Below are 23,166 nucleotides of genomic sequence, written 5' to 3'. Positions count from 1 at the left end.
TATGATGAAATTATTCTTGCTTTGGGCTCTTTTGTTGCTGCCGGTCGGACCGGCAGCAGCACAAGAGATAAAAATGTCACAAACAGCTCCATTGGAACAAGTTTATGGAGAAACAGTAGAAGATGATGCCTTACTGCCCATGAATGAACTGGATATGGATTTCGGCTATGCCCTCTATGAGACAACCGTTGATGTGGAAGAGGAGAATCCCACACTAACTATTGAAAACGTACGGGATTATGCTGTGGTCTATGCAGACGGCAAACTGCAAGGATATTTAAAAGATAGCAGTAAAAGCTTGAAAACCAATCTACCGATAGGTATACACAAACTTAGTATCTATACTGAAAATATCGGACGTATTACCTATGGTCCTGAAATTCTGGACAATTCAAAAGGTATCTACGGCAGCATAACATTGGGAAAGACAGATTTAGAAGGCTGGAAGATGACCCCATTGGAAATTAAGGAATGCGATGTGGCCGGAATAACTTTCAAAGAAGGTACCTCCTCCATCCCTTGCTTCCGTAAAGGTTGTGTCACAGTAAGCAATCCGGCACAAGAGACCTTTCTTGACATGTCTGGCTGGGGAATGGGAGAAGTCTGGATAAACGGGCAATATTTGGGTGCCTACTGGGAAGAAAATGCAGAAAAGACCCTGGAGATACCTGCTGGTGCTCTGATAGCAGGTAATAATGAAATAGTGGTATTTGAACTAAAAAATAACGAACAAGCTTCCATGACACTAACCGATAAGCCTATTTTCAAATAAGCCCTTGCATGTACTTGTTTATATTCCTTAAAAAAACGACCTTTGTGTAGGAGCAGATTCCGAAAAACGTGTCTTATTTAATGAGAATAGCATAATTATATATATCATGAAGAAACTAACATTTATCAGTTGCCTCCTTTTAAGTGGTTGCCTGGCCGGAGCAATGGCTGCAAACAAAAAGCAACCCATCTACAAAGATGCCAAAGCTCCCATTGAGGAGCGTGTGAATGACCTGGTCAGCAGAATGACACTGGAAGAAAAGGTACAACAACTCAACCAGTACACTTTGGGGCGGAATAACAACGAGAACAATCGTGGTGAGGAAGTAAAAAAAATTCCTGCCACATTAGGCTCCCTCATTTATTTTGATGAAGATGCCAATCTGCGTAACGAGGCTCAGAGAAAAGCAATGGAAGAATCACGTCTGGGTATCCCCATCCTTTTCGGATACGACGTCATCCACGGGTTCCGTACCATTTATCCCATCTCTTTGGGACAAGCATGTTCTTGGAATCCCCAATTGGTAGAACAAGCATGTGCCGTTGCCGCCCAGGAAGCACGCATGTCCGGGGTAGACTGGACTTTTTCCCCTATGATTGACGTGGCAAGAGACGGACGCTGGGGACGTGTTGCAGAGGGCTATGGCGAAGACCCTTATACCAATGCTGTATTCGGTGTCGCATCCATCAAAGGATACCAAGGTGAAGACATGTCCGACAGCAAGCGAGTAGCCGCCTGCCTTAAACATTATATCGGATACGGCGCTTCTGAAGCAGGACGTGACTATGTTTATACGGAAATCTCCAATCAGACTCTGTGGGACACCTATATTCCTCCCTATGAAGCTGGCGTAAAAGCCGGTGCCGCTACTTTAATGAGTTCATTCAATGACATCAGCGGCACTCCCGGAAGCGCCAACCATTACACGATGACAGAAATTCTGAAGAACCGTTGGAAACACGACGGCTTTGTTGTTTCAGACTGGTCTGCAGTACCGCAACTTATTGACCAGGGCCATGCTGCCGACCGCAAAGAAGCTGCCCGTCTGGCTTTCAACGCTGGCCTAGAAATGGACATGATGGGGCATTGCTATGACAGGCATATGGCAAAGCTGGTGGAAGAAGGTAAAATAAGCATGCAACTGGTGGACGATGCAGTAAAACGCGTGCTCCGTATCAAATTCCGCCTTGGACTTTTTGACAATCCCTACACCCCGACATCTACAGAAAAAGAGCGCTTCCTCCTTCCACAAAGCCTGACTATTGCAGAGAAACTGGCAGAAGAGAGCATTGTTCTACTGAAGAATGAAAACAAGGTACTCCCTCTGGCAAACGGGAACAAGCCAACTATCGCCGTCATGGGGCCTCTGGTAGAAAACTGTGCCGAGCTCCTGGGGTCATGGTATGGACATGGACATGCAGAAGATGTCCTCCCCATCAAAAAGGCGCTGGATGCAGAATTTGCAGGCAAGGCTGAACTGATTTATACCGAGGGTTGTGATTTCGACGGTAACGACACTTCCAAATTCAGTGAGGCACTGGCTGTAGCCCGGAAAGCAGATGTCATTCTACTCTGTATGGGTGAAAAGAAAAAGTGGAGTGGCGAAAACGCATCGCGTTCCATCATAGAACTGCCTGCCATTCAAGAGGAATTCATTGCTGAAATGAAGAAAGCAGGCAAACCGATTGTTCTGGTACTGGCTAACGGACGTCCTTTGGGACTCTCTAAAGTGGAACCTCTCTGTGACGCCATCGTTGAAATGTGGCAACCGGGAGTACCTGGCGGTAAACCATTGGCAGGTGTCTTGTCCGGCCGGGTAAATCCTTCGGGCAAGCTTTCCATTACTTTTCCACGTTCCACCGGACAGATTCCAATCTATTACAATCAGCGCAAAACAGCCCGTCCACAAAGTGGCAAATATCAAAACATCCCCTCTACCCCACTGTATGAATTCGGATACGGCTTGAGTTATACCACCTTTAATTATGGTAATATCAACTTGCCCAAAGAAACCATCAGACGCGGTGAAAAGTTGGTAATGGAAATCCCAGTCACCAATGTAGGCAAACGTGACGGTGCAGAAGTGGTGCATTGGTTTATCTCAGACCCATTTAGCACGATTACCCGTCCATGCAAAGAGTTGAAGCACTTCGAAAAACAACTAATTAAAGCAGGTGAAACACATATATTCCGCTTTGAAATAGACCCGATGCGTGATCTTGGTTTTGTAAATGCCAATGGTGAACATTTCCTTGAAAATGGAGAATATTATGTAATAGTGAAAGACCAGAAAGTAAAATTCACGGTTATAGATTAATCTTCTTTTTATATTGCAGGCCATCCTCCTTTCATCATTCTAAAAGACAGATGGCCTGCAATTTCTATTTTAGAACAAATAAGTATACTGTTCTCCTAAAAATTTCTTGATATGCTTCAAGGCTTTGGTTATTTGGGCCTCCACCGTCTTGACAGAAATACCCATTTCCCCGGCAATTTCTTGATTAGTCTTCCCTTCCTCCCTACTTTTGCGATAAACCTGCCCACATTTGTCCGGAAGGGAACAAACAGCTTCTTCAATCAATCGATTCAGTTCTTCCATCTCCACCGAAGTATCAGCAGCAAGAGCATATCCATATTCTTCTCCTCCCTCGATGGGAACCGTATCCTTTTCATCGCGTAAAGCATTCAGGCAACGATTACGTGCAGACTGGAAAAGATAAGCCTTGAATGAGATTTTAAGAGTCAAGTCGGCCCTACCCTCCCACAAATTCATAAAGATAGAAAGGGCCAGTTCTTCTATCTCCTGCTTGTCTCTCAGATAAAGGGACATGAAGCGGCAGAGTGAAACAAAATAAGTATCGAAAAGGTGCTTGAAAGCCTTCTCGTCATCTTGTTTGATTAACTGTAACAATAGGATATCATCTTCTGCAGGCATATCGAAGTTATATTAGATAAGGGCTTCTTGAGCGGCAAAGATACTAATATTATTTGTTCCTCGAAATTTATTAAAAAAATAATTGGAATCGGAATAAGGGTTAAACTCAAGTGATGTGTCATATAAGTGAAGGCCTATAAAAACATCATGATCATGAAAAAAAGTGTTCCTTGGAATTTAATCATTCCTAAGTTGAAACAGGAAATTTCCGCAGACGAAGAGCGGCAATTGGAGACTTGGTTACGCAGCAGTAACAACGAAGCGTTATTCAAGGAATTGCAACTGTTATGGAAAAAAATTCAGGCAAATGTAGAAAACTACACGCCCAATACCGAATATTATTGGAATGAACTTGTCAACCGTATGCACGCCAGCGAGCCTAAGCAGACTGCAAAACCTGCAAAGAAACGCTTCGAACTGAAACGGATATACCGCTACGCAGTAGCTGCATGTATAGCTGTTGCCATCGGTTGCTCATTCTACATAGGATTCCTTAACGGACAGCCTGAAGCCATGCCGCAGTTATACTCTAATTTGTCGGGTAAGTCTAAGGTTCTCCTTCCTGACGGAAGCGAAGTATGGATGCATACAGAGACCTCTTTGCAATACGAATCACAAATGAATAAGGATGAGCGTATCGTAAATGTAACTGGTGAAGCTTACTTCGATGTAGCACACGATGCTGACAAACCTTTTATCGTGCAGACAGAAGGTATGCGTATCGTAGTTCACGGAACCAAATTCAATGTCGATGCATTCCCCGGTTCGGAAAATACATTGGTGAGTTTGGTAGAAGGGTCCGTCTCTTTGGAAACCGAGACAGAGAACCGTTTCCTCAAACCGGGCGAAACAGCTACTTTTAATCGGAAAACCCTGACACTTAAGGTAGAAAAAGATGATGTACATTTTGCCTCTTCGTGGGCAAATACACAACTCGTATTCAGAAACCGTTCATTGGGAGACATTTGCAAACTGCTTTCTAAATGGTATCGGGTAAAGATAGACGTGGATCCTACATTATCCAATAAATATTTCTATACGTTTACGTTGCGTAGCGAACCGCTGGACGAAATACTCCGCATCATGGCACGCATCCAACCTATGAAATATACCTTTAACGAAGAGAATGAGTTGACAATTTCGTTTGCAGACACAAAACAAAAAGTAAAATGAAACAGTAACAAAATTAAAAACTTATGCCAAACAAATGAGAAATGCACATTATTTAATAATTAACGAAAAGTAAACACCTACATTAATCTTTAAATTTAAGACAATTATGGATATAAGAAAACAACTCATCATTCTTATACTGGTATTTCTATGTGCCCCGGTTTCTGCACAAAAGAAAGAGAAACTGATCACACTGAAGTTCACAAATATCCCATTATCAGAGGCTATGCCAAAAGTGGAAAAGCAAAGCGGATACACTTTCTTCTATGAATCGCAGCAAATAGACATCAAACAGAAAGTCAGCTTGAATGTTAAGAATGAAACTATTAATAAGACAATAGCAGCCTTATTGAAAGAGACCAATGTTAAATTTGAAATCGACGCAACACACATTATTTTATATACCGGAAAGAATAACAAGGCAATATCCGGACAACCACAGAACATCTCTGGTACAGTAATTGACGAAAGTGGTGAACCGATTATCGGAGCAAATGTCATGGTGGAAGGAACCAGTACTGGTGTCATTACAGATCTTGACGGAAAATACACAATCAACGCACCGGCAGGGAGTAATCTCAAAATCTCCTATATCGGTTATGTGACACAGACTGTAAAAGCTGGTAGAAACAGTACCGTAAAGTTAGTGGAAGACAGTAAAACACTGGCAGAAGTCGTGGTAATCGGCTATGGTACACAGCGTAAGTCCGACCTGACTGGAGGTCTGGTATCAGTAGACCAGAAGAAACTGAACATGATAAATAGCAGTAACTTGATGGACCGTCTCGCAGGACAAATTCCGGGCTTAAGCGTAACTACTGGTGATGCGAAACCGGGGGCAGACCAAACCCTCCGTGTACGTGGTGAAAACTCATTAAGTGCTGACAATGCACCGCTCATTGTATTGGACGGTATTCCTTACAATGGTTCTTTGAGTGATATTGACCCAAACATCATCGAAAGCCTTAGTGTCTTGAAAGATGCTTCCGCAGCAGCTATCTACGGCTCACGCGGTTCCAATGGTGTTATCTTGATTCAATCAAAGAAAGGCAAGAAAGGTGCACCCCAAGTTACATACAAAGGGCAGTTCAGAATGTCGCAACCCCAACAGACTATTGATGTGATGACTCCAGACGAATACATCACATTTAAACAAGACATTGCACGCCTGAAAGATGGATGGAGCGGAGACCAATTGGCTCCTGAGAATATTCTGAGTGCCAGCGAACTTATAAATTACAAGAAAGGCGTTACAAACGACTGGCAGGACTATATTTTCCGCAATGCATTTACCATGGAACATCAAGTAGGCATTTCCGGAGGTACTGAAAGCACCACTTATATGGGGGCAGTTTCCTATCTGGATCAAGAAGGTGTAGTCTACAATTCTGCTATGAAACGTTACAATATCAATTTGAATGTCACACAAGTATTAAACAAATGGCTGACTATTGGTATACAGACCCAATTTATTCAAAGAGATGGCGGTGGTATAACCCCGAATATTGAACATGCTGTAAAGCAAAGTCCTTATGGTATCTACAAAGATGAAAACGGCAAGTATTATGAAGAACCTATGGACCAATCCCTGATTATTAACCCGATGGCCAATGTCAATGCCGACCAAGATCAAACAAGACGTAACTTCTTCATCAACACCTATGCTGACATTCTGTTGCCGGTAAAAGGTCTTTCAGCCCGTACAACCTTTGGTTACAACTATCGTAGCGACTTTACCGGCACATACTATGGCCGTGACACCAAAGACGGTAGAACAGCCAGCGGAAAAGCCAGCATCAACAATGAACACTACTGGGATTACACTTGGGAAAATCTGCTCAAATATAATCGTGAATTTGGCAAGCACCGTTTCGACGCTACAGGTTTGTTCAGTGTACAACAAACTCAGAAAAAGACTTCCAAGTCAAGTGCCGAAAGTTTTGTAAACGATGATTCCAGTTATCATAACATCAATGCAGGTGAAAAGAATAAAACCGTAAGTTCTGGTTTATCAGAAACCTCGATGCTGTCTTATATGCTTCGCTTGAATTATTCATATGCAGGAAAATATATGTTGACCCTGACCGGACGTTCCGACGGTTATTCTGCCTTCGGTGCAAACAACAAGTATGCATTCTTCCCGTCAGTGGCTGCTGCATGGAACATTGCTTCCGAAAGTTTTATGGAAAATGCACAAAACTGGCTGGACCAATTGAAGCTCCGCGTATCTTATGGTTCTAACGGTAACCAAGCCATCAACCCCTATCAGACATTGGACCGTCTGCACCTCACAAACTATATCTGGGGTGACGGTGGAGCAGGTGTCAACGGTGCTTATCTGGCCAACGACGGTGTCGGAAATCCGAATCTAAAGTGGGAAACAACCCAAACATTCAACGTCGGTATCGACTATTCATTCTTCAACGGCCGTATCAACGGTAACATTGAAATGTATGTCGCCAACACAAAAGACTTGCTGATGAAACGTACTGTTCCTATCATGAACGGCTATAAAACCATTTGGGATAATGTGGGTAAAACACGCAATAAAGGTGTTGAATTTACCTTGAACACCGTCAACATACGTAATAAGGACTTCGAATGGAGCACCGGAATCATCTTTTCACTGAACCGTGACAAGATTGTAGACCTACGTGGTGACAAAAAAGATGATATCACCAATAAATGGTTCATCGGCAAACCCTTGCGAGTTTACTACGACTATGACGTCGACGGCATCTGGCAGGAAGGTGACAAATTCACCTATACCGCAGCAGACGGTACAGAAAAAGAGATCCAGAAAGGTGCCAAACCAGGTTCTGCCAAAGTGAAAGACGCAGACGGAAACGGTTATATTGACTCCAATGATAAAGTTATCATCGGTTCAAAAAATCCAAGCTTCCTCATGTCTATGAGCAATACATTGACTTACAAGAACTTTTACTTGTCATTCCTACTGAATGGAACCTTCAAAGTTACGCGTGAGTTGAACGAAGCCAATATCGGAAGTTGGAGTTACAACCTATACAACTATCTGCATAATGCCGATTACTGGACACCGGAACACACCAATTCCAAATATGCTTCTCCAGCATATAACAACTTCGACGGACACAGCTATTACAAAGACTTTACATACATCCAAATAAAGAATATCACTTTAGGATACAATTTTGAAAAGAATTTTGTAAAAAAATTGGGACTGAGCGGTTTGGGAGTCAATATCAGTGTGGAGAATCCTTATACATTCTGTGACATACGCAGCGTATTGAACTATGACAACAGTTGGTTTGCCTCTTACCCGACTGCACGTTCCTACGTACTTGGACTGAACTTATCATTCTAAACTTACTTAAATATATATACAATGAAAAATTATATATCAAAAGCAACTCTAGCTCTGTTAGTAGCTCTGTCTGCTACCGGTTGCTCTGACTTTCTGGATGAGAAACTGAAAAGTGAACTGGCTCCGGACAACACATATACAAGTTCCTATGGTTTCGAAGTAGGTTCTACCGGACTTTATGCCGAAGCACGCTCTGAATACAACACTTGGGGTGAAAACGGTGCCTTCATGCACAATGCCGCTTGCCCTTACGAAGCATTACAGATTGCCACTGACCTTGCTACCATGGGTACCAAAGACGGTTCTATCCAACCGTTCGGTTTCTTGACATTAACTCCAAATACCGGTATTGTAGGCTCCTACTGGAACTGGGCTTATAGTCTGATTGCAGGAGCCAATGAGATGTTGAAATACTCGGAAATAAACACGAACTGGGATAATAGCACAGACAAGGCGCTCTATCAGGCAGAATCACGTTTTTTCCGCGCCTATGCATACCGTACATTGGTTTATCTGTATGGAGACGTTCCTTATGTAGACAAGATTCAAGATCAGTTCAGAATCGATTTTACCCGTACACCGAAGGAAGAGGTTATTGCCCACATGGTAGAAGACCTTCAGTTTGCTGTCGAGAACCTGCCTACTGACCCTGATGCCGTAAAAGTCGGCAAGCTGACCAAATGGGCGGCAGAACACTTACTAAGTGAGGTTTACTTGATGCAGGGTGATTATGCAAAGGCTGAAACTGCTGCAGAGAATGTCATCAACAGCGGATATTTCCACTTGATGGAAGACCGCTTCGGTGAAAAGGCAAAAGCAAACGGCGATGTGTTCTCCGACCTATTCGTTGAAAACAACCAAAATCGCACATCCGGCAATATGGAAAGCATTTGGGTCATGCAGTTTGAATATAACACTACTGGTGGCGGTACAAATTCCGATGACTGGACACGCCGTGCCTGGGAACCCAAATACTTCGAGATTACCGGTTTTGTTTTGGCAGACTCACTGGGTGGCCGCGGCTTGTCGCAATTGGTACCAATGAAATGGTGGATTGGAGAAGATACCGGTTTCTTTGATGAAGAAGACATTCGTAATTCCGAATACAACATCAAACGTAACTGGTATTACAACAACGAGAACATGCCCGACCTTTATGGTAAAAAAGCCACGATTACAGACGAAACATGGTTTACCACCTTCCGTCTTTATCCGGCTCTGACAAAATTCTTCTATGGCCGTTCCGAAAACCTTTCTTTGACCGGTTCCTACCGTGACCGCATGAAGTTCCGTTTGTCCGAGACTTATCTCTTACTCTGCGAAGCAAGGTTGGGGTTGAACGATATTTCAGGTGCCCGCGAAGCAATCAATGTTGTACGCCGTCGCGCACATGCTCCTGAAATTACGGACAGTGAAATGACCATGGACTTCTTGCTGGACGAACGTATCCGCGAGTTGGTAGGTGAAGAATCACGCCGCTTTACCTTATGCCGTACCGGCAAATTATTGGAGCGTACCCGCAAATACAATACAGAATCGGGGCCCGTTATGCGTGATTACCACACATTATGGCCGATTCCTCAGAGCATAATCGATTCAAATACGGGTGCAGAATTCCCGCAAAACGAAGGATATTAACAGCACAAAGACAAAATAAAACACGAATAAAGGTAAAAAGATAGTTTTCAAGATTCTCATAAAGGGAATTGTCCGCGTCCATTGAGAACAAAGGCAATTCCCTTAATTTTATCAATAAACAATCATGAAGATACACAGACAATTAACAGCAGCAGCCTTTCTGTTTATCAGTATGGCAATCATGGCACAAGTGCCATTCAGCAAAAAGGAAGTAAAAGAGAAAATGAAGCAAGTGGCAGACTGGCAAATTTCCAATCCTAACACTGCCCACGAACACCACGACCTGGATTGGACCAATGGAGCACTTTATGTAGGTATGGTAGATTGGGCTAAACTGGCAGAAGAGGAGTACAATGACAGCACCTACTATCAATGGCTCTATAAAATAGGAAGACGAAACTGCTGGCAACCCCATCAGCGGTTGTACCATGCAGACGATATAACCGTTTCCCAATCATTCATTGACTTATACCGTAAATATAAAAAAGAGGAAATACTGGCTCCTACCCTGGCACGTACGGAATGGATTGTCAACCATCCATCCAACGGTACATTCAAACTGGAGTATGGTGACAACAAAACCCTAGAACGCTGGACCTGGTGTGATGCCTTGTTTATGGCCCCCCCGGTTTATGCCAAGCTATACCGTGAAACCAACAACCGGAAATACCTCCAATTCATGGACAATGAATACCGGGCTACCTACGAATACCTATTCGATAAGGAAGAGAACCTTTTCTACCGCGATTGGCATTATTTCGGTAAAAAAGAAGCCAATGGCAAAAAGGTGTTCTGGGGACGTGGAAATGCCTGGGTACTGGCCGGTCTGGCAGAAGTATTGCAGGAGTTGCCCAAAGGCTTGATGGAACGCGCTTATTACGAAGAACTGTTTATCCGGTTATGTACCCGTATCGCCGGATTGCAGAACGAAGACGGTTATTGGCATGCCAGCCTTCTGGATCCGGCTTCTTATCCTTCTCCCGAAACCAGTTCCACCGGTTTCTTTGTATATGCGTTGGCCTATGGCGTAAATGCGGGACTCTTGAGTGAAGACGATTTCATGCCAGTCATTATAAAAGGCTGGAAGGCACTGACCGATGCTGTAGATGCAAGCGGTAAACTTGGCTGGGTACAGCCTATCGGTGCCGACCCCCGTAAAGTGACGCGTGACATGACAGAAGTTTACGGTGTCGGTGCGTTTCTTGCAGCAGGATGCCAGATATACAAGATGGCTGTAGATACGGAAGCTGATTATATAAAAATCTGGCCAGACAGAAAAACCATGCAGGGAAACCCTTTAAGTGGTTGGGTTGTTTATGCAAATGAGAATGTCAGCGATGACTTCTGGAAGAAATACGACCATATCTATGTACCGGAAAAAGGAACAACCGTGAAAATCTCCGATTATGCACGCGCACTCTATATCCGTACGCATTGGAGTACCTTCAATCCCGCCGAAGGAGTCTACGGCTGGGATACCAACGAAAAGTTGAAAAAAGTAATTCAAGGGGCACTCGACAGAGGTATGCGTCTCTCTTTCCGTGTAGTTGTCGACAGCCGCGACCGAAAAAATGAAGCCACTCCGGCCTATGTATTCGATGCAGGAGCCAAATACTATACAGACAATGGAAAACGCTCTCCCTATCCTGATGACCCTATCTTCCAGGAGAAATATGCAAAGTTCATAGAAGCATTTGCCCAAAAATACAATGACCCTGACCTGGTGGAATTTATAGACGGCTACGGTCTTGGCAAATGGGGTGAGGCACACACTATGAAGTACATTGACCCCAAGAACCGGGAAGCTGTGTTCAATTGGATTACAGACCTCTACGTCAAACACTTCACCAAAGTACCTTTAGTTATCAACTACCATCGTTGGATGGGTGCAGGCAAAGACTGGGCAGGTGAGGAGAATTTTGATCCCGATAGTAAACGCTTGTTGGACAGCGCTTGCGAGAAAGGCTTTTCCTTACGTCATGATGCTTTCGGAATGAGAGAGTATTACGGCCAGTGGGAGCGAAACTATGTGAAACCTTGGATTATGAAACGCCCGGTTCTACTGGAAGGTGGATGGATTGTGAGCAAGCACCCTTATCACAATGACCCGAGCGGTTACAAAACAGCCAAAGATGTGCGTATCGGAGAATTTGAAGACGGTCAGGAAGCTCATGTCAACATGATGGATTTCCGTGTAGGAGACGAAACCATGAGTTGGTTCCGTGATGCCTATCCTTTGGTTGAGCGTTTCATCTCCGAAGGAGGTTATCGTTTATATCCCGATTCCATTGTAGTTCCCAAAGAAATGAAGAGTGGTTCAAGAATAAAGATAGTACATCGCTGGAACAACTTAGGCTGGGGATATTGCCCAACCAATATACCACAATGGAACCAAAAGTATAAAGTAGCTTTCGCATTATTGAACCAAGACAATCAAGTAGTCTACTCTTATCTGGACAACAATACTGATTTATCCGTCTGGATAAAAGGCTATCCCACTTCCTATGAGTTCACTCCCAAACTTCACGGGGTAAAAAAAGGAACCTATACCTGGGCAGTAGCTTTAGTCGATACAACCAAAGGCAATGGAAGCAATGTTAAGGGGCTGGATATCTCTGCCAAGGGAACCTTCACTAATTCTGGTTGGTTAAAACTGTCAGAAGTAACTGTAAAATAAATAAGACACCCCATCGACTTTATAAACAAGAGGCTGAATTCAATCTTGAATTCAGCCTCTTGTTTATAAAGTCCAATCCATCTATTTCTTTTGCGGCAACCTCTTCAGCAAGTGGTCCACCGCCGCTTTCAGCTGTGCATCTTCTCCCTTCAAAACAGCTTCCGGTTCATTATAGACCAGGATATCAGGCTGCAACGTGCGGTTCTCCAGATAGTTGCCCTGCATATCCATGCAACCTACCTGCGGAATACCGAATACAATACTTGGATCGATCTGGCTTTCCCACCAGACAGCAGTCATGGTTCCTGCCACGGGAGCACCTATCAGCTTACCGATACCCAACGTCTTGTACACAAAAGGAGTACCGTGGGCATTGCTGTAATTATCCTCGCAAACCAGCATACACGAAGGTTTCAGCCATCTGTCAAAAGGATCGCTGCCGATGTACTGGCCACGCGGCACAAAGCGTTCATACTCCTTGCCGCTAAGTAACGTCGCTACTTGTTCGTGCAGCCACCCGCCTCCGTTATGGCGGGTATCCACCACAACAGCCTCTTTCTTACGACTGCTTTCGCTCAACAAATCGGAGTAAATCTTACGGAAGCTCGGACTATCCATACCTTTGATGTGAATATAAGCAATGCGTCCGCCGGAATATTCATCCACCTTCTTGCGGCAGTTTTCCACCCAGCGCTTATACAACAGCTCATTCTGGGCACCGTAAGATATGGGCTTCAAGGTTTCTTCAAACCGCTTTCCGGTAACAGGATCATAGACCGAGAGAATCACCTTGCGGCCTGCCTTACCTTCGAGTAACGGGAAATAATCAGCGCCAGCCTTAATGGCAACACCATCCACTTTCTCGATAATACAGCCCGGCTTGACATCCGTCTTTTTCTTCGTCAATGGACTCTGAGCTATAATTTCTTTAATCTTCAATCCATCGCCCGCATAAGCTTCATCATAGAACACTCCCAAAGCAGCCGTAGGAAGTGCTGCGCCCGAAGCATAATAACGCGCTCCCGTATGAGAACCGTTCAATTCACCCAGCATCTCACTCAGCATTTCCGCAAAATCGTAGTTATTGTTGATATACGGCAAGAAGCGCTTATAAGTTTCTTTGTATCCATTCCAGTCCGTACCTTGCAAGTCTGCCACATAGAACTTATCATTTACCTGCTGCCAGATGTGGTCGAAGATATATTCACGCTCACCATAAGGGCGGTAATCGAAGAAAGCCTCAAATTCAATTGGAGAAATCTTGCTGCCTTCAATCTCTATCTTCTTCATTCCGTCGCGGGCACAAAGGAAGATATTCTTCCCTTCCTTGTCAGGCTGCAAAGCGCCTGCACCTACTTTCTTCAAAAGAACTTTTGTAACATTCTCTTTCAGATTGTGTTCCCAAAGATCGTACCCATCCTCGAAAACAGAAAGATAATAGAGTTTATCCCCTTTAGCAGAAAGCATGGCATCTGCCATATGCGAGGAGTTGACGGTCAGGCGTACAATACGGTCAAAGCGGTTTGCGAGGTCGAACTTTAACGGCTCTACCTTTTTCTCCTTATCTTTGTCGGCATCCCCTTTTTTCTTCTTGGCATCCTTTTCGTCTTTCTTCCCGGCTTTTTCCTTCTCTGCCTTCTCCGCTTCCTCGAGTAAAGCGGTTTCTTCCTTATTCATCAAAAAACGGTCGTATGCTTCAGCATCAAAGAACATGATATAAGTATCGTCTTCGGCTCCCCAACTGCCGTGGCTGCGATACCCCGCACGGTCACTGGTCCAAATCATGGCTTTTCCACCCAATACCCATTTGGCATTGCCATCGTTGTATCCGCTCTCGGTCAGGTTCACCATTTCACCCTTGCCATCGGCATTCAGCAGCACAACATCTTTGTTGTTCCATCCACCTACACCGATATAGTCCGAAAGAATCCATTTGCTGTCCGGACTCCACTGAAACCACTGGTCACCGTCCGAATAAGAGTATTGATACTTGCCATCCATAACGGTACGCACATCCTTTGTCTTCAAATTGATGACACGGATGGTGCTGCGGTTTTCGAGAAAGGCAATCTCTTTACCGTCAGGGCTGTATTGGGGTTGGAAAGAAGCGGCATCCGAGTTTGTCAAGCGTTCTTCCTTCAGCTCTGTGGCATAGGTAAACAGCTTTTCATCCTTACGCACAATCGTCGAAGTGTAAAGTTGCCAAAGCCCGCCACGTTCGGAAGCATAAACCAGTGTCCGCCCATCGGGGGCAAAGTCTACGGTACGTTCCTGACAAGGAGTATTCGTTATCTGCTTCGTAGTCTTATATTCCACTGAAGTGACGTAGACATCGCCGCGCAAAACGAAAGCCACTTCCTTACCATCCGGAGACACTGCCATTTCCGTGGCACCGCTACTCTTAATCTGGCGGATAATATCCTTGTCGTTTCTGTCGGAAACAATGCTGATGTTCACCTTTTGCGCTTCTCCACCGGGAAGCAGGGTGTAAATCTCACCATCAAATCCATAGCACAACCTTCCGTCCGTAGCGGCACTGAGATAGCGTACCGGATTTTTGGTATAGTGCGTCAACTGCACGGCCTTCGCATCTCCGGGAGTACGTCGGTAGATATTGAAAGAGCCGTTTTCCTCACTCAGATAGTAGAATGTTTTTCCATCAGGAGCCCAAACCGGTTCACGGTCTTCTCCTCCGAAAGTGGTCAGCTGGCGGTACTGCGGTTCTTTTCCCGGAGTATACATCCAGATGTCACGGGCAATGGGCGATACGTGATGTTTACGCCAGTAGTCCTCGTAACCTTTCTTATCTTGATACAACATCGCTCCCTCCTTATTGATGGAGATGCACTCCATAGGCATGGACGAAATCATCGTCGGGCGCCCTCCCTCCACTGATACTCGATAGACCTGGTTGAACTGCCCGTTAGAGGGAAAGACAACAGCCTCGGCAGACGGCATGATGCCCGCAGAGAACAAGACATGTCCGGCATCTGTAAAAGCAAGCGGCGTTTCGCTTCCCGAGTGGGTAGTCAGCCGTCGTGGTTCGCCTCCGTCTTTGGCCACAATGTAGACGTCCAGGCTTCCCATACGATCCGAAGCAAAAGCAATCCGCTTACTGTCCGGACTCCATACCGGAGCCGTATCATATGCGGGATTGGTAGTTATCTGCATGGCACGTCCACCGGCAACCGGCACCGTATAGATGTCTCCTTTATACGTAAAAGCAATGGTGGTCCCATCGGGAGAGATGACACTATGACGCATCCACAGCGGAGCATCCTGCGCAAAAGTAAAACCAGCCAGGCAAGCGGCAGCAATACCTAATAGTAGTTTTTTCATAATGATTCTTGTTTTTGGAGAATAAAAAAACCTCACGACTTTTCCTTTCGGAAAAAGACCGTGAGGTTTGCTTATCATTTTAAGTTACCCTCAATTAGAGAGCACCTACTTCCTTCAAAGCGGCATTTGTCTTGTGAACGGCAGCAGCGCTGGCAGCAAATTTAGCTTTTTCGTCAGCAGTCAGTTCCAGTTCAACGATTTTCTCGATACCGTTCTTGCCAAGGATTACGGGAACACCGATACAGATGTCTGATTCACCGTATTCTCCTTCCAGATATACTGAACAAGGAATCATCTTCTTCTGGTTGTGGATGATAGACTCAACGACATAAGCGCCTGCCGCACCCGGAGCATACCATGCAGAAGTACCCAGCAACTTAGTCAGTGTAGCACCACCTACCATAGTAGAAGCTACCACTTCGTTCAGTTTTTCTTCGCTCAGCAGTGTGCTTACCGGCTGTCCTTTGTAAGTAGCCAGACGAGCCAACGGAATCATGGTAGTATCACCGTGACCACCGATAACCATGCCTTCCACTTCGTTGGCGTTGCAGCCCAAAGCCTGAGACAAGAAATATTTGAAACGAGAGCTGTCCAAAGCACCACCCATACCGATGATACGGTTCTTCGGCAAGCCCAGAGACTTCAATGACAGATAAGTCATGGTATCCATCGGGTTGGAGATAACCACAAGGATAGCATTCGGAGAATATTTCAAGATGTTCTGTGCAACCGACTTAACGATACCTGCATTAACACCGATCAATTCTTCACGAGTCATACCCGGTTTACGGGGAATACCGGAAGTAATTACTACAACGTCGGAGTTGGCAGTCTTCTCATAATCGTTGGTACAACCTACAACAGTGGTGTCGAAGCCCAGCAGTTGAGCAGTCTGCATCATATCCATTGCCTTACCTTCTGAAACGCCTTCTTTCACGTCCAGCATTACCACTTCGTCAGCCACTTCATTAAAGGCTAACACATTAGCGCATGTAGCACCTACGTTACCTGCACCTACTACGGTTACTTTTGACATAATTTCTAAAGTTTTTTGTTTATAAGTGTTCTTTAAAGATGACGCAAAAGTACAGCGAACTTCGTAATTAGAGAAATATTTCCGTAATAATTTTAGTTAAATACACATTTAGCCAATGATTAGTGGACGATGATTAATGATTAATGATTAATTTTGCGGACGATTAATGAATGTAGGACGAATAATCAGCCACCAACCATTAATCACTTAACCATTAATCATTATCAAAAATGGCAGTTAAGAAGAATACACTTCTCATCGTGGCAGGCAGCCTCCTTATCTTATTATTAATAGGAGTTACCATTCTGCTGATTTCCGAAAAGCAAACCAACAAGGAACTGGTGATGGAATTCAATCTGGATAAAGAAGACCTTGAAAATCAATACACAGACTTCGCCAGACAATATGACGAACTGAAGTTGACAGTCTCCAACGACTCCCTCTCCGTACTCTTGGAGCAGGAACAATTGAAGACCCAACGTTTATTGGAAGAACTCCGCACCGTGAAGAGCAGCAATGCCACCGAGATACGCCGTCTGAAGAAGGAACTGGCCTCTCTCCGCAAAGTCATGATAGGCTATATCAACCAGATTGACTCGCTAAACCGCCTGACTGCTCAACAGAAGGAAATCATAGCCGATGTCACCAAGAAGTACAACGCCGCTTCCCGGCAAATCAGCAACTTGTCCGAAGAGAAGAAGAACCTGACCAAGACCGTGACACTTGCCGCCCAACTGGACGCCACCAACATCTCTGTGCAGCCCACAAACAAACGCGGCAAGACTGCCAAGAAGGTGAAAGACATCGTGAAGTTCAAAATAAACTTCTCCATCGTGAAAAACATCACTGCAGAGACCGGCGAACGTACCCTCTACATCCGCATCACCAAACCGGACAATGACGTGCTGACCAAAAGTTCCTCGAACACCTTCCCATACGAGAACCGGGAACTGGTATATTCCATCAAGAAGTATATAGAATACAACGGAGAAGAGCAAGCCGTCACCGTATATTGGGATGTAGAAGAATACCTCTATGCAGGCACCTACCGCGTAGACATTTTTGCTGACGGTACCCTTATCGGTTCGCAATCATTCAGCTTGAATTAATACAAAAAAATCTAAATTATTTTGCAATATCATTGAAAGCCTATACATTTGCATCGTTGTTTATGCAATTATTGTTGCTGTATAAACAACAGATTCATCACCTTAATTAATGTATAGCCCAATGAAAAAGTTCTTCTGTTTCATCTGTTTGGCATACCTATCCTTCCCCATGAAGGCCCAGGAAGCATTAAGCTTGGATAGTTGCCGTGCATTGGCAATCTCCAACAACAAAGAACTGCTGATAAGCCAGGAAAAAATCAACGCTGCCCACTATCAAAGGAAAGCGGCATTTACTAATTACCTTCCCAACATTTCGGCCAGCGGCGGATATATGCGCAGTCAAAAAGAGTTGTCCATCCTCAGCGACGCTCAGAAAGGAGCCTTGTCCGGATTGGGTACAAGTCTCAGCGGACCGTTACAGCAGGCTGCCCAAGTCATCGCACAGCTTCATCCAGAACTGGCAGGCCAATTGCCGGCTTTAGGACAAAGCCTGGTAGGTGCCCTCGACGGTGCAGGCCAATCCTTGGTTGACGCCTTTCGTACAGACACCCGCAACATGTATGCGGGCGCACTGACCTTGACCCAACCCCTATATATGGGCGGCAAGATACGTGCCTACAACAAAATTACCAAATACGCCGAAGAGCTGGCCCGCCAGCAGCACAACACCGGTATGCAGGAAGTAATCCTGAGTACAGACCAGGCATATTGGCAGGTAGTGTCCCTTGCCCATAAAAAGAAGCTGGCAGAAGGTTATCTGAAACTACTGCAGAAGCTCGACAGCGACGTTGACAAAATGATTGCCGAAGGCGTTGCCACCAAAGCAGACGGACTCTCCATCAAAGTAAAAGTGAATGAGGCCGAAATGACCCTGACCAAAGTAACCGATGGCCTGAGCCTTGCCCGGATGCTGCTGTGCCAATTGTGTGGTCTCGACCTTTCCACTCCCGTCATGCTCACAGACGAACAGAAGGAAGACCTGGCTCCTACTACTCCGGAAAACGGTGCCATCGACATCAACAATGTTTATGCTACCCGTCCCGAAGTGCGTAGCCTGGAACTTGCCACGCAGATTTATAAGCAGAAAGTAAATGTCACCCGTTCGGAATATCTTCCTTCCATAGCACTAATGGGCAGCTATATGGCAACCAACCCTTCCGTCTTCAACAGTTTCGAGAAAAAGTTCAAGGGGATGTGGAATGTGGGTGTCATGGTGTCGGTACCCATCTGGCACTGGGGCGAAGGCATCTATAAAGTAAAAGCTGCCAAATCGGAAGCACGCATCGCCCAATACCAGTTGGATGACGCCAAAGAAAAGATAGAGCTGCAGGTCAACCAGTCGGCTTTCCAAGTGAACGAAGCTGCCAAGAAACTGACCATGGCCGAAAAGAACCTGGAAAAAGCCAACGAGAACCTGAGATACGCCACACTTGGCTTTGAGGAAGGCGTTATACCTGCCAGCAATGTGCTCGAAGCGCACACCGCATGGCTTTCTGCCCAATCGGAAAAGATAGACGCACAGATTGACGTAAAACTGACGGAAATCTATCTGAGAAAGGCAACGGGGGAATTGACAATTGATAATTGATAGTTTCTTCAATCGTAAATAGTAAACAGTCAAATAGTAAATAATATGTTGGATACAAAATCACAAAACAGTAACATGTTGTTGGCATTCCTCACGCTGACGGGAGTGATTGCCATCGTTGCCCTTGTAGGTTTCTTCATGTTGCGTAAAGGGCCGGAAATTGTGCAAGGACAAGCAGAAGTAACGGAGTATCGAGTATCGAGCAAAGTGCCGGGACGTATTCTGGAATTTCGTGTAAAAGAGGGACAAAGCGTACAAGCCGGAGACACCCTTGCCATTTTGGAGGCTCCGGACGTGCAGGCCAAACTGGAACAAGCACGCGCCGCCGAATCGGCAGCCCAAGCCCAGAACGAAAAAGCTCTGAAAGGCGCCCGTCGGGAACAGATACAAGCTGCCTATGAAATGTGGCAAAAGGCACTGGCCGGACTGGAGATTGCCGAAAAATCCTACACGCGTGTGAAGAACCTGCACGACCAAGGCGTGATGTCTACACAAAAGCTTGACGAAGTTACCGCCCAACGCAATGCAGCCCGGGCTACGGAGAAAGCCGCCAAAGCCCAGTATGATATGGCCAAGAACGGTGCGGAACGCGAGGACAAAGCCGCTGCCGCTGCCTTGGTGGAACGTGCCAAAGGAGCTGTGGCCGAAGTTGAATCGTACATCAAGGAAACTTACCTGATTGCACAGACTGCCGGTGAGGTATCCGAGATATTCCCCAAAGTAGGCGAGCTCGTGGGCACGGGTGCTCCCATTATGAACATCGCCATTCTGGACGATATGTGGATAACCTTCAATGTACGCGAGGACTTGCTGCAAGGGTTGGGTATGAATACCGAATTCGAGGCGTTCATCCCTGCACTCGATAAGAATATCCGCCTGAAAGTGTACTATATGAAAGACCTCGGCACATATGCCGCCTGGAAAGCGACCAAGACTACCGGCCAGTTCGACCTGAAAACATTCGAAGTAAAAGCCGCTCCGCAAGAGAAGGTGGAAGGACTGCGTCCGGGAATGAGTGTTGTATTGAAGAAGTAAAGGAGTTATGAGTTATTGGAGAGGATGATGGAAAGAAATAAGAAACATACGGCTTTGTGGAATGTAGCAAGACGCGAATGCCGCCGTCTTGTTTCCCGCCCGCTCTATCTGTTCTGTATGGTGATAGCACCGTTGTTCTGCTACATATTCTTCACCACGCTGATGGACTCCGGGCTTCCTACGGACATGCCCGTAGGTGTGGTGGACCAAGACATGAGTGCCACTTCACGCCAGCTGATACGTAACTTGGACGCTTTTGAGCAGACAGCCGTCGTCGCCCGCTACCCTACCATCAACGAAGCCCGTACCGCCATGCAGCGCGGAGAGATTTACGGTTTCTTCTACATTCCCGAAGGTACCTCTGCCAAAGCGCAGGCCGGACGGCAGCCCAAACTCTCTTTCTATACAAACAATACCCTGCTCATCGCAGGTTCACTCCTCTTCAAGGACATGAAGATGATGAGCGAATTGGCATCCGGTGCCGCAGCACGTAGCACCCTATATGCCAAAGGAGCTACCGAGGAACAAGCGATGGCCTTCCTCCAACCCATCGTCATAGATACGCATCCACTCAATAACCCGTGGCTGAACTACTCCGTATATCTGTGCAACACCTTTGCACCGGGCGTATTGATGCTGCTTATCTTCATGGTAACCGTCTATTCCATCGGAGTCGAGATAAAAGACCGCACCGCCCGCGAATGGCTGCGCATGGGCAACAACTCCATCTGGATTTCCCTTGCCGGCAAACTGCTGCCGCATACCGCCATCTTCTTCCTGATGGGAATATTATATAATGTATACCTCTACGGTTTCCTCCATTTTCCCTGCAACAGCGGCATCCTGCCGATGCTGCTTGCCACCCTTTGCCTGGTGCTGGCATCGCAAGGCATGGGAATATTGATGATAGGAACCCTGCCTACCCTGCGTCTGGGACTCAGTTTCGCTTCCCTATGGGGCGTACTCTCTTTCTCCATGTGCGGATTGTCATTCCCTGCCATGGGCATGCACCCCGTATTGCAGGCATTGGCAAATCTGTTCCCCCTGCGCCACTATTTCCTGATTTATGTGGACCAGGCACTGAATGGATACCCCATGATTTACTCGTGGGTCAACTACGTAGCGCTGCTTATTTTCATGATGCTCCCGTTCCTCATAGCCCATAGGCTGAAAGGAGCGTTGGTTTACTATAAATACATGCCCTAATGAAAGACCTGACGTTCAGACAGAAAGTGATACAAGGCATTCATGACTTGTTCTATATATGGAAACGGGAATTCGGCACCACCTTCCGCGACCAGGGCGTGCTCATCTTCTTCGTGCTCGTTCCGTTGGTCTATCCGTTGATATACGCTTTCATCTATACCAACGAAACTATCCACGAAGTGCCCACTGTCGTGGTGGATGACTCACGCTCCTCGTTGAGCCGCGAATACCTGCGGAAAGTGGACTCCAGTCCCGAAGTGAGCCTCGTGAGCTACTGCGCTGATATGGAAGAAGCCAAACTGATGTTGAAGGACCGCAGGGCATACGGTATTATCTACATCCCCTCCACCTTCAGCGACGACATTGTACGCGGTAAGCAAACGCAGGTCAGCATCTTCTGCGACATGAGCGGACTGCTGTATTACAAAGCCTTGCTGACTGCCAACACCAACGTGTCGCTTGCCATGAACGCAGACATCAAAGTGGAGCGAAGCGCCAATACCACCGACCGCCAGGACGAGATTACCGCCTACCCGATAGAGTATGAGGATGTCGCCCTCTATAATCCAACCAACGGATTTGCCGCTTTCCTGATTCCGGCAGTATTGGTATTGATTATCCAGCAAACGCTGCTACTCGGCATCGGCTTGTCTGCCGGGACGGCACGCGAACAGAACCGCTTCCGCGACCTGGTGCCTATCAACCGCCACTACAACGGCACACTACGCATTGTGATGGGAAAAGGGCTGAGCTACTTCATGGTATATTCACTGGTATCGGTATATATACTGTGTGTGGTTCCATGGCTTTTCAGCCTCAACCAAATAGCGATACCCGGTGTCCTGACTCTGTTCACCCTGCCCTACCTGGCCGCTTGTATTTTCTTTGCCATGACAGCATCCATTGCCATCCGCAACCGCGAAACGTGCATGCTGCTGTTCGTGTTCACCTCCGTGCCGCTGCTGTTCCTCTCCGGCATTTCATGGCCGGGAGCTGCTATGCCCGCTTTCTGGAAGTACTTCTCGTACATCTTCCCTTCTACCTTCGGCATCAACGGCTACGTACGCATCAACAGCATGGGAGCCACACTCAATGAAGTCTCTTTCGAGTACCAGGCACTATGGATACAAACGGGCTTCTACTTCATCACCACGTGCCTGGTATATCGCTGGCAGATATTGCAGAGCAGGAAACATGTGATTGAAGAGTATAAGAAGCATAAGAGTATAGAAGCGTAACACATTGTTCCAAGCCTACGAAACAAAGTGTTCACATGCGTTTGAACACTTTGTTTCAGCGTATCAGAACAATT

At 46.0% G+C, this 23,166-nt stretch carries 13 protein-coding genes and 1 pseudogene; 11 read left to right on the top strand and 3 right to left on the bottom strand.

All coding sequences use genetic code 11. The features are described from left to right. Position 1: 1 nt before the first annotated feature. A complete protein-coding gene (locus DW039_RS10660) occupies positions 2–772 on the top strand; it encodes a hypothetical protein (RefSeq protein ID WP_120381928.1) in 771 nt (256 codons plus the stop codon). 106 nt (positions 773–878) lie between these two features. Continuing rightward, positions 879–3,089 (top strand): glycoside hydrolase family 3 N-terminal domain-containing protein, encoded by a 2,211-nt coding sequence (locus DW039_RS10655; protein ID WP_120381927.1) that lies wholly within the window; start codon positions 879–881, stop codon positions 3,087–3,089. A 69-nt stretch (positions 3,090–3,158) separates the two neighbouring features. Here the strand turns inward: DW039_RS10655 and DW039_RS10650 are convergent, their stop codons facing one another. Continuing rightward, the gene (locus DW039_RS10650; RefSeq protein WP_005829791.1) at positions 3,159–3,707 is read right to left on the bottom strand and encodes an RNA polymerase sigma-70 factor; all 549 of its coding nucleotides are present in this window, start codon (positions 3,705–3,707) and stop codon (positions 3,159–3,161) included. 153 nt (positions 3,708–3,860) lie between these two features. Between DW039_RS10650 and DW039_RS10645 the strand changes: the two genes are divergently transcribed. The 4 genes and pseudogenes from DW039_RS10645 to DW039_RS21255 all read left to right on the top strand — a co-directional run. After that, positions 3,861–4,880 (top strand): FecR family protein, encoded by a 1,020-nt coding sequence (locus DW039_RS10645; protein ID WP_120381932.1) that lies wholly within the window; start codon positions 3,861–3,863, stop codon positions 4,878–4,880. 106 nt (positions 4,881–4,986) lie between these two features. Further along, a complete protein-coding gene (locus DW039_RS10640; protein ID WP_118273880.1) occupies positions 4,987–8,226 on the top strand; it encodes a TonB-dependent receptor in 3,240 nt (1,079 codons plus the stop codon). Between the two features lie 21 nt (positions 8,227–8,247). Then, positions 8,248–9,864: a RagB/SusD family nutrient uptake outer membrane protein gene (locus DW039_RS10635; protein WP_009037857.1), complete on the top strand. Its 1,617-nt coding sequence runs from the start codon at positions 8,248–8,250 to the stop codon at positions 9,862–9,864. A 124-nt stretch (positions 9,865–9,988) separates the two neighbouring features. Next, positions 9,989–11,098, top strand: a pseudogene (locus tag DW039_RS21255) (glycoside hydrolase family 105 protein); the annotation flags it as partial. A 1,524-nt stretch (positions 11,099–12,622) separates the two neighbouring features. Here the strand turns inward: DW039_RS21255 and DW039_RS10625 are convergent. Both DW039_RS10625 and mdh read right to left on the bottom strand, forming a co-directional pair. Further along, positions 12,623–15,880, bottom strand: coding sequence for a S41 family peptidase (locus DW039_RS10625; RefSeq protein WP_117963363.1), 3,258 nt, complete (start codon positions 15,878–15,880; stop codon positions 12,623–12,625). Positions 15,881–15,974: 94 nt separating this feature from the next. Further along, positions 15,975–16,916, bottom strand: a complete 942-nt coding sequence (gene mdh, locus DW039_RS10620) for a malate dehydrogenase (protein WP_005829779.1) — start codon at positions 16,914–16,916, stop codon at positions 15,975–15,977. A 230-nt stretch (positions 16,917–17,146) separates the two neighbouring features. Between mdh and DW039_RS10615 the strand changes: the two genes are divergently transcribed. From DW039_RS10615 to DW039_RS10595, 5 genes are all read left to right on the top strand, one after another. Beyond that, positions 17,147–18,025: a hypothetical protein gene (locus tag DW039_RS10615; RefSeq protein ID WP_005829777.1), complete on the top strand. Its 879-nt coding sequence runs from the start codon at positions 17,147–17,149 to the stop codon at positions 18,023–18,025. A 121-nt stretch (positions 18,026–18,146) separates the two neighbouring features. Beyond that, positions 18,147–19,613, top strand: coding sequence for a TolC family protein (locus DW039_RS10610; RefSeq protein WP_008664221.1), 1,467 nt, complete (start codon positions 18,147–18,149; stop codon positions 19,611–19,613). A gap of 45 nt (positions 19,614–19,658) precedes the next feature. After that, positions 19,659–20,648: an HlyD family secretion protein gene (locus DW039_RS10605; RefSeq protein ID WP_005829771.1), complete on the top strand. Its 990-nt coding sequence runs from the start codon at positions 19,659–19,661 to the stop codon at positions 20,646–20,648. Between the two features lie 27 nt (positions 20,649–20,675). After that, a complete protein-coding gene (locus DW039_RS10600; RefSeq protein ID WP_009037852.1) occupies positions 20,676–21,854 on the top strand; it encodes an ABC transporter permease in 1,179 nt (392 codons plus the stop codon). After that, the gene (locus DW039_RS10595) at positions 21,854–23,092 is read left to right on the top strand and encodes an ABC transporter permease (protein WP_005829766.1); all 1,239 of its coding nucleotides are present in this window, start codon (positions 21,854–21,856) and stop codon (positions 23,090–23,092) included. The genes DW039_RS10600 and DW039_RS10595 overlap by 1 nt, the downstream gene beginning before the upstream one ends. The last annotated feature ends 74 nt before the right edge of the window (positions 23,093–23,166 follow it).

This window comes from Bacteroides sp. AF39-16AC (assembly GCF_003602735.1).
GTDB lineage: Bacteria > Bacteroidota > Bacteroidia > Bacteroidales > Bacteroidaceae > Bacteroides > Bacteroides uniformis.
Note: the sequence above shows the minus strand (reverse complement) of the source record. Positions and strands in the feature narration are given on the sequence as shown.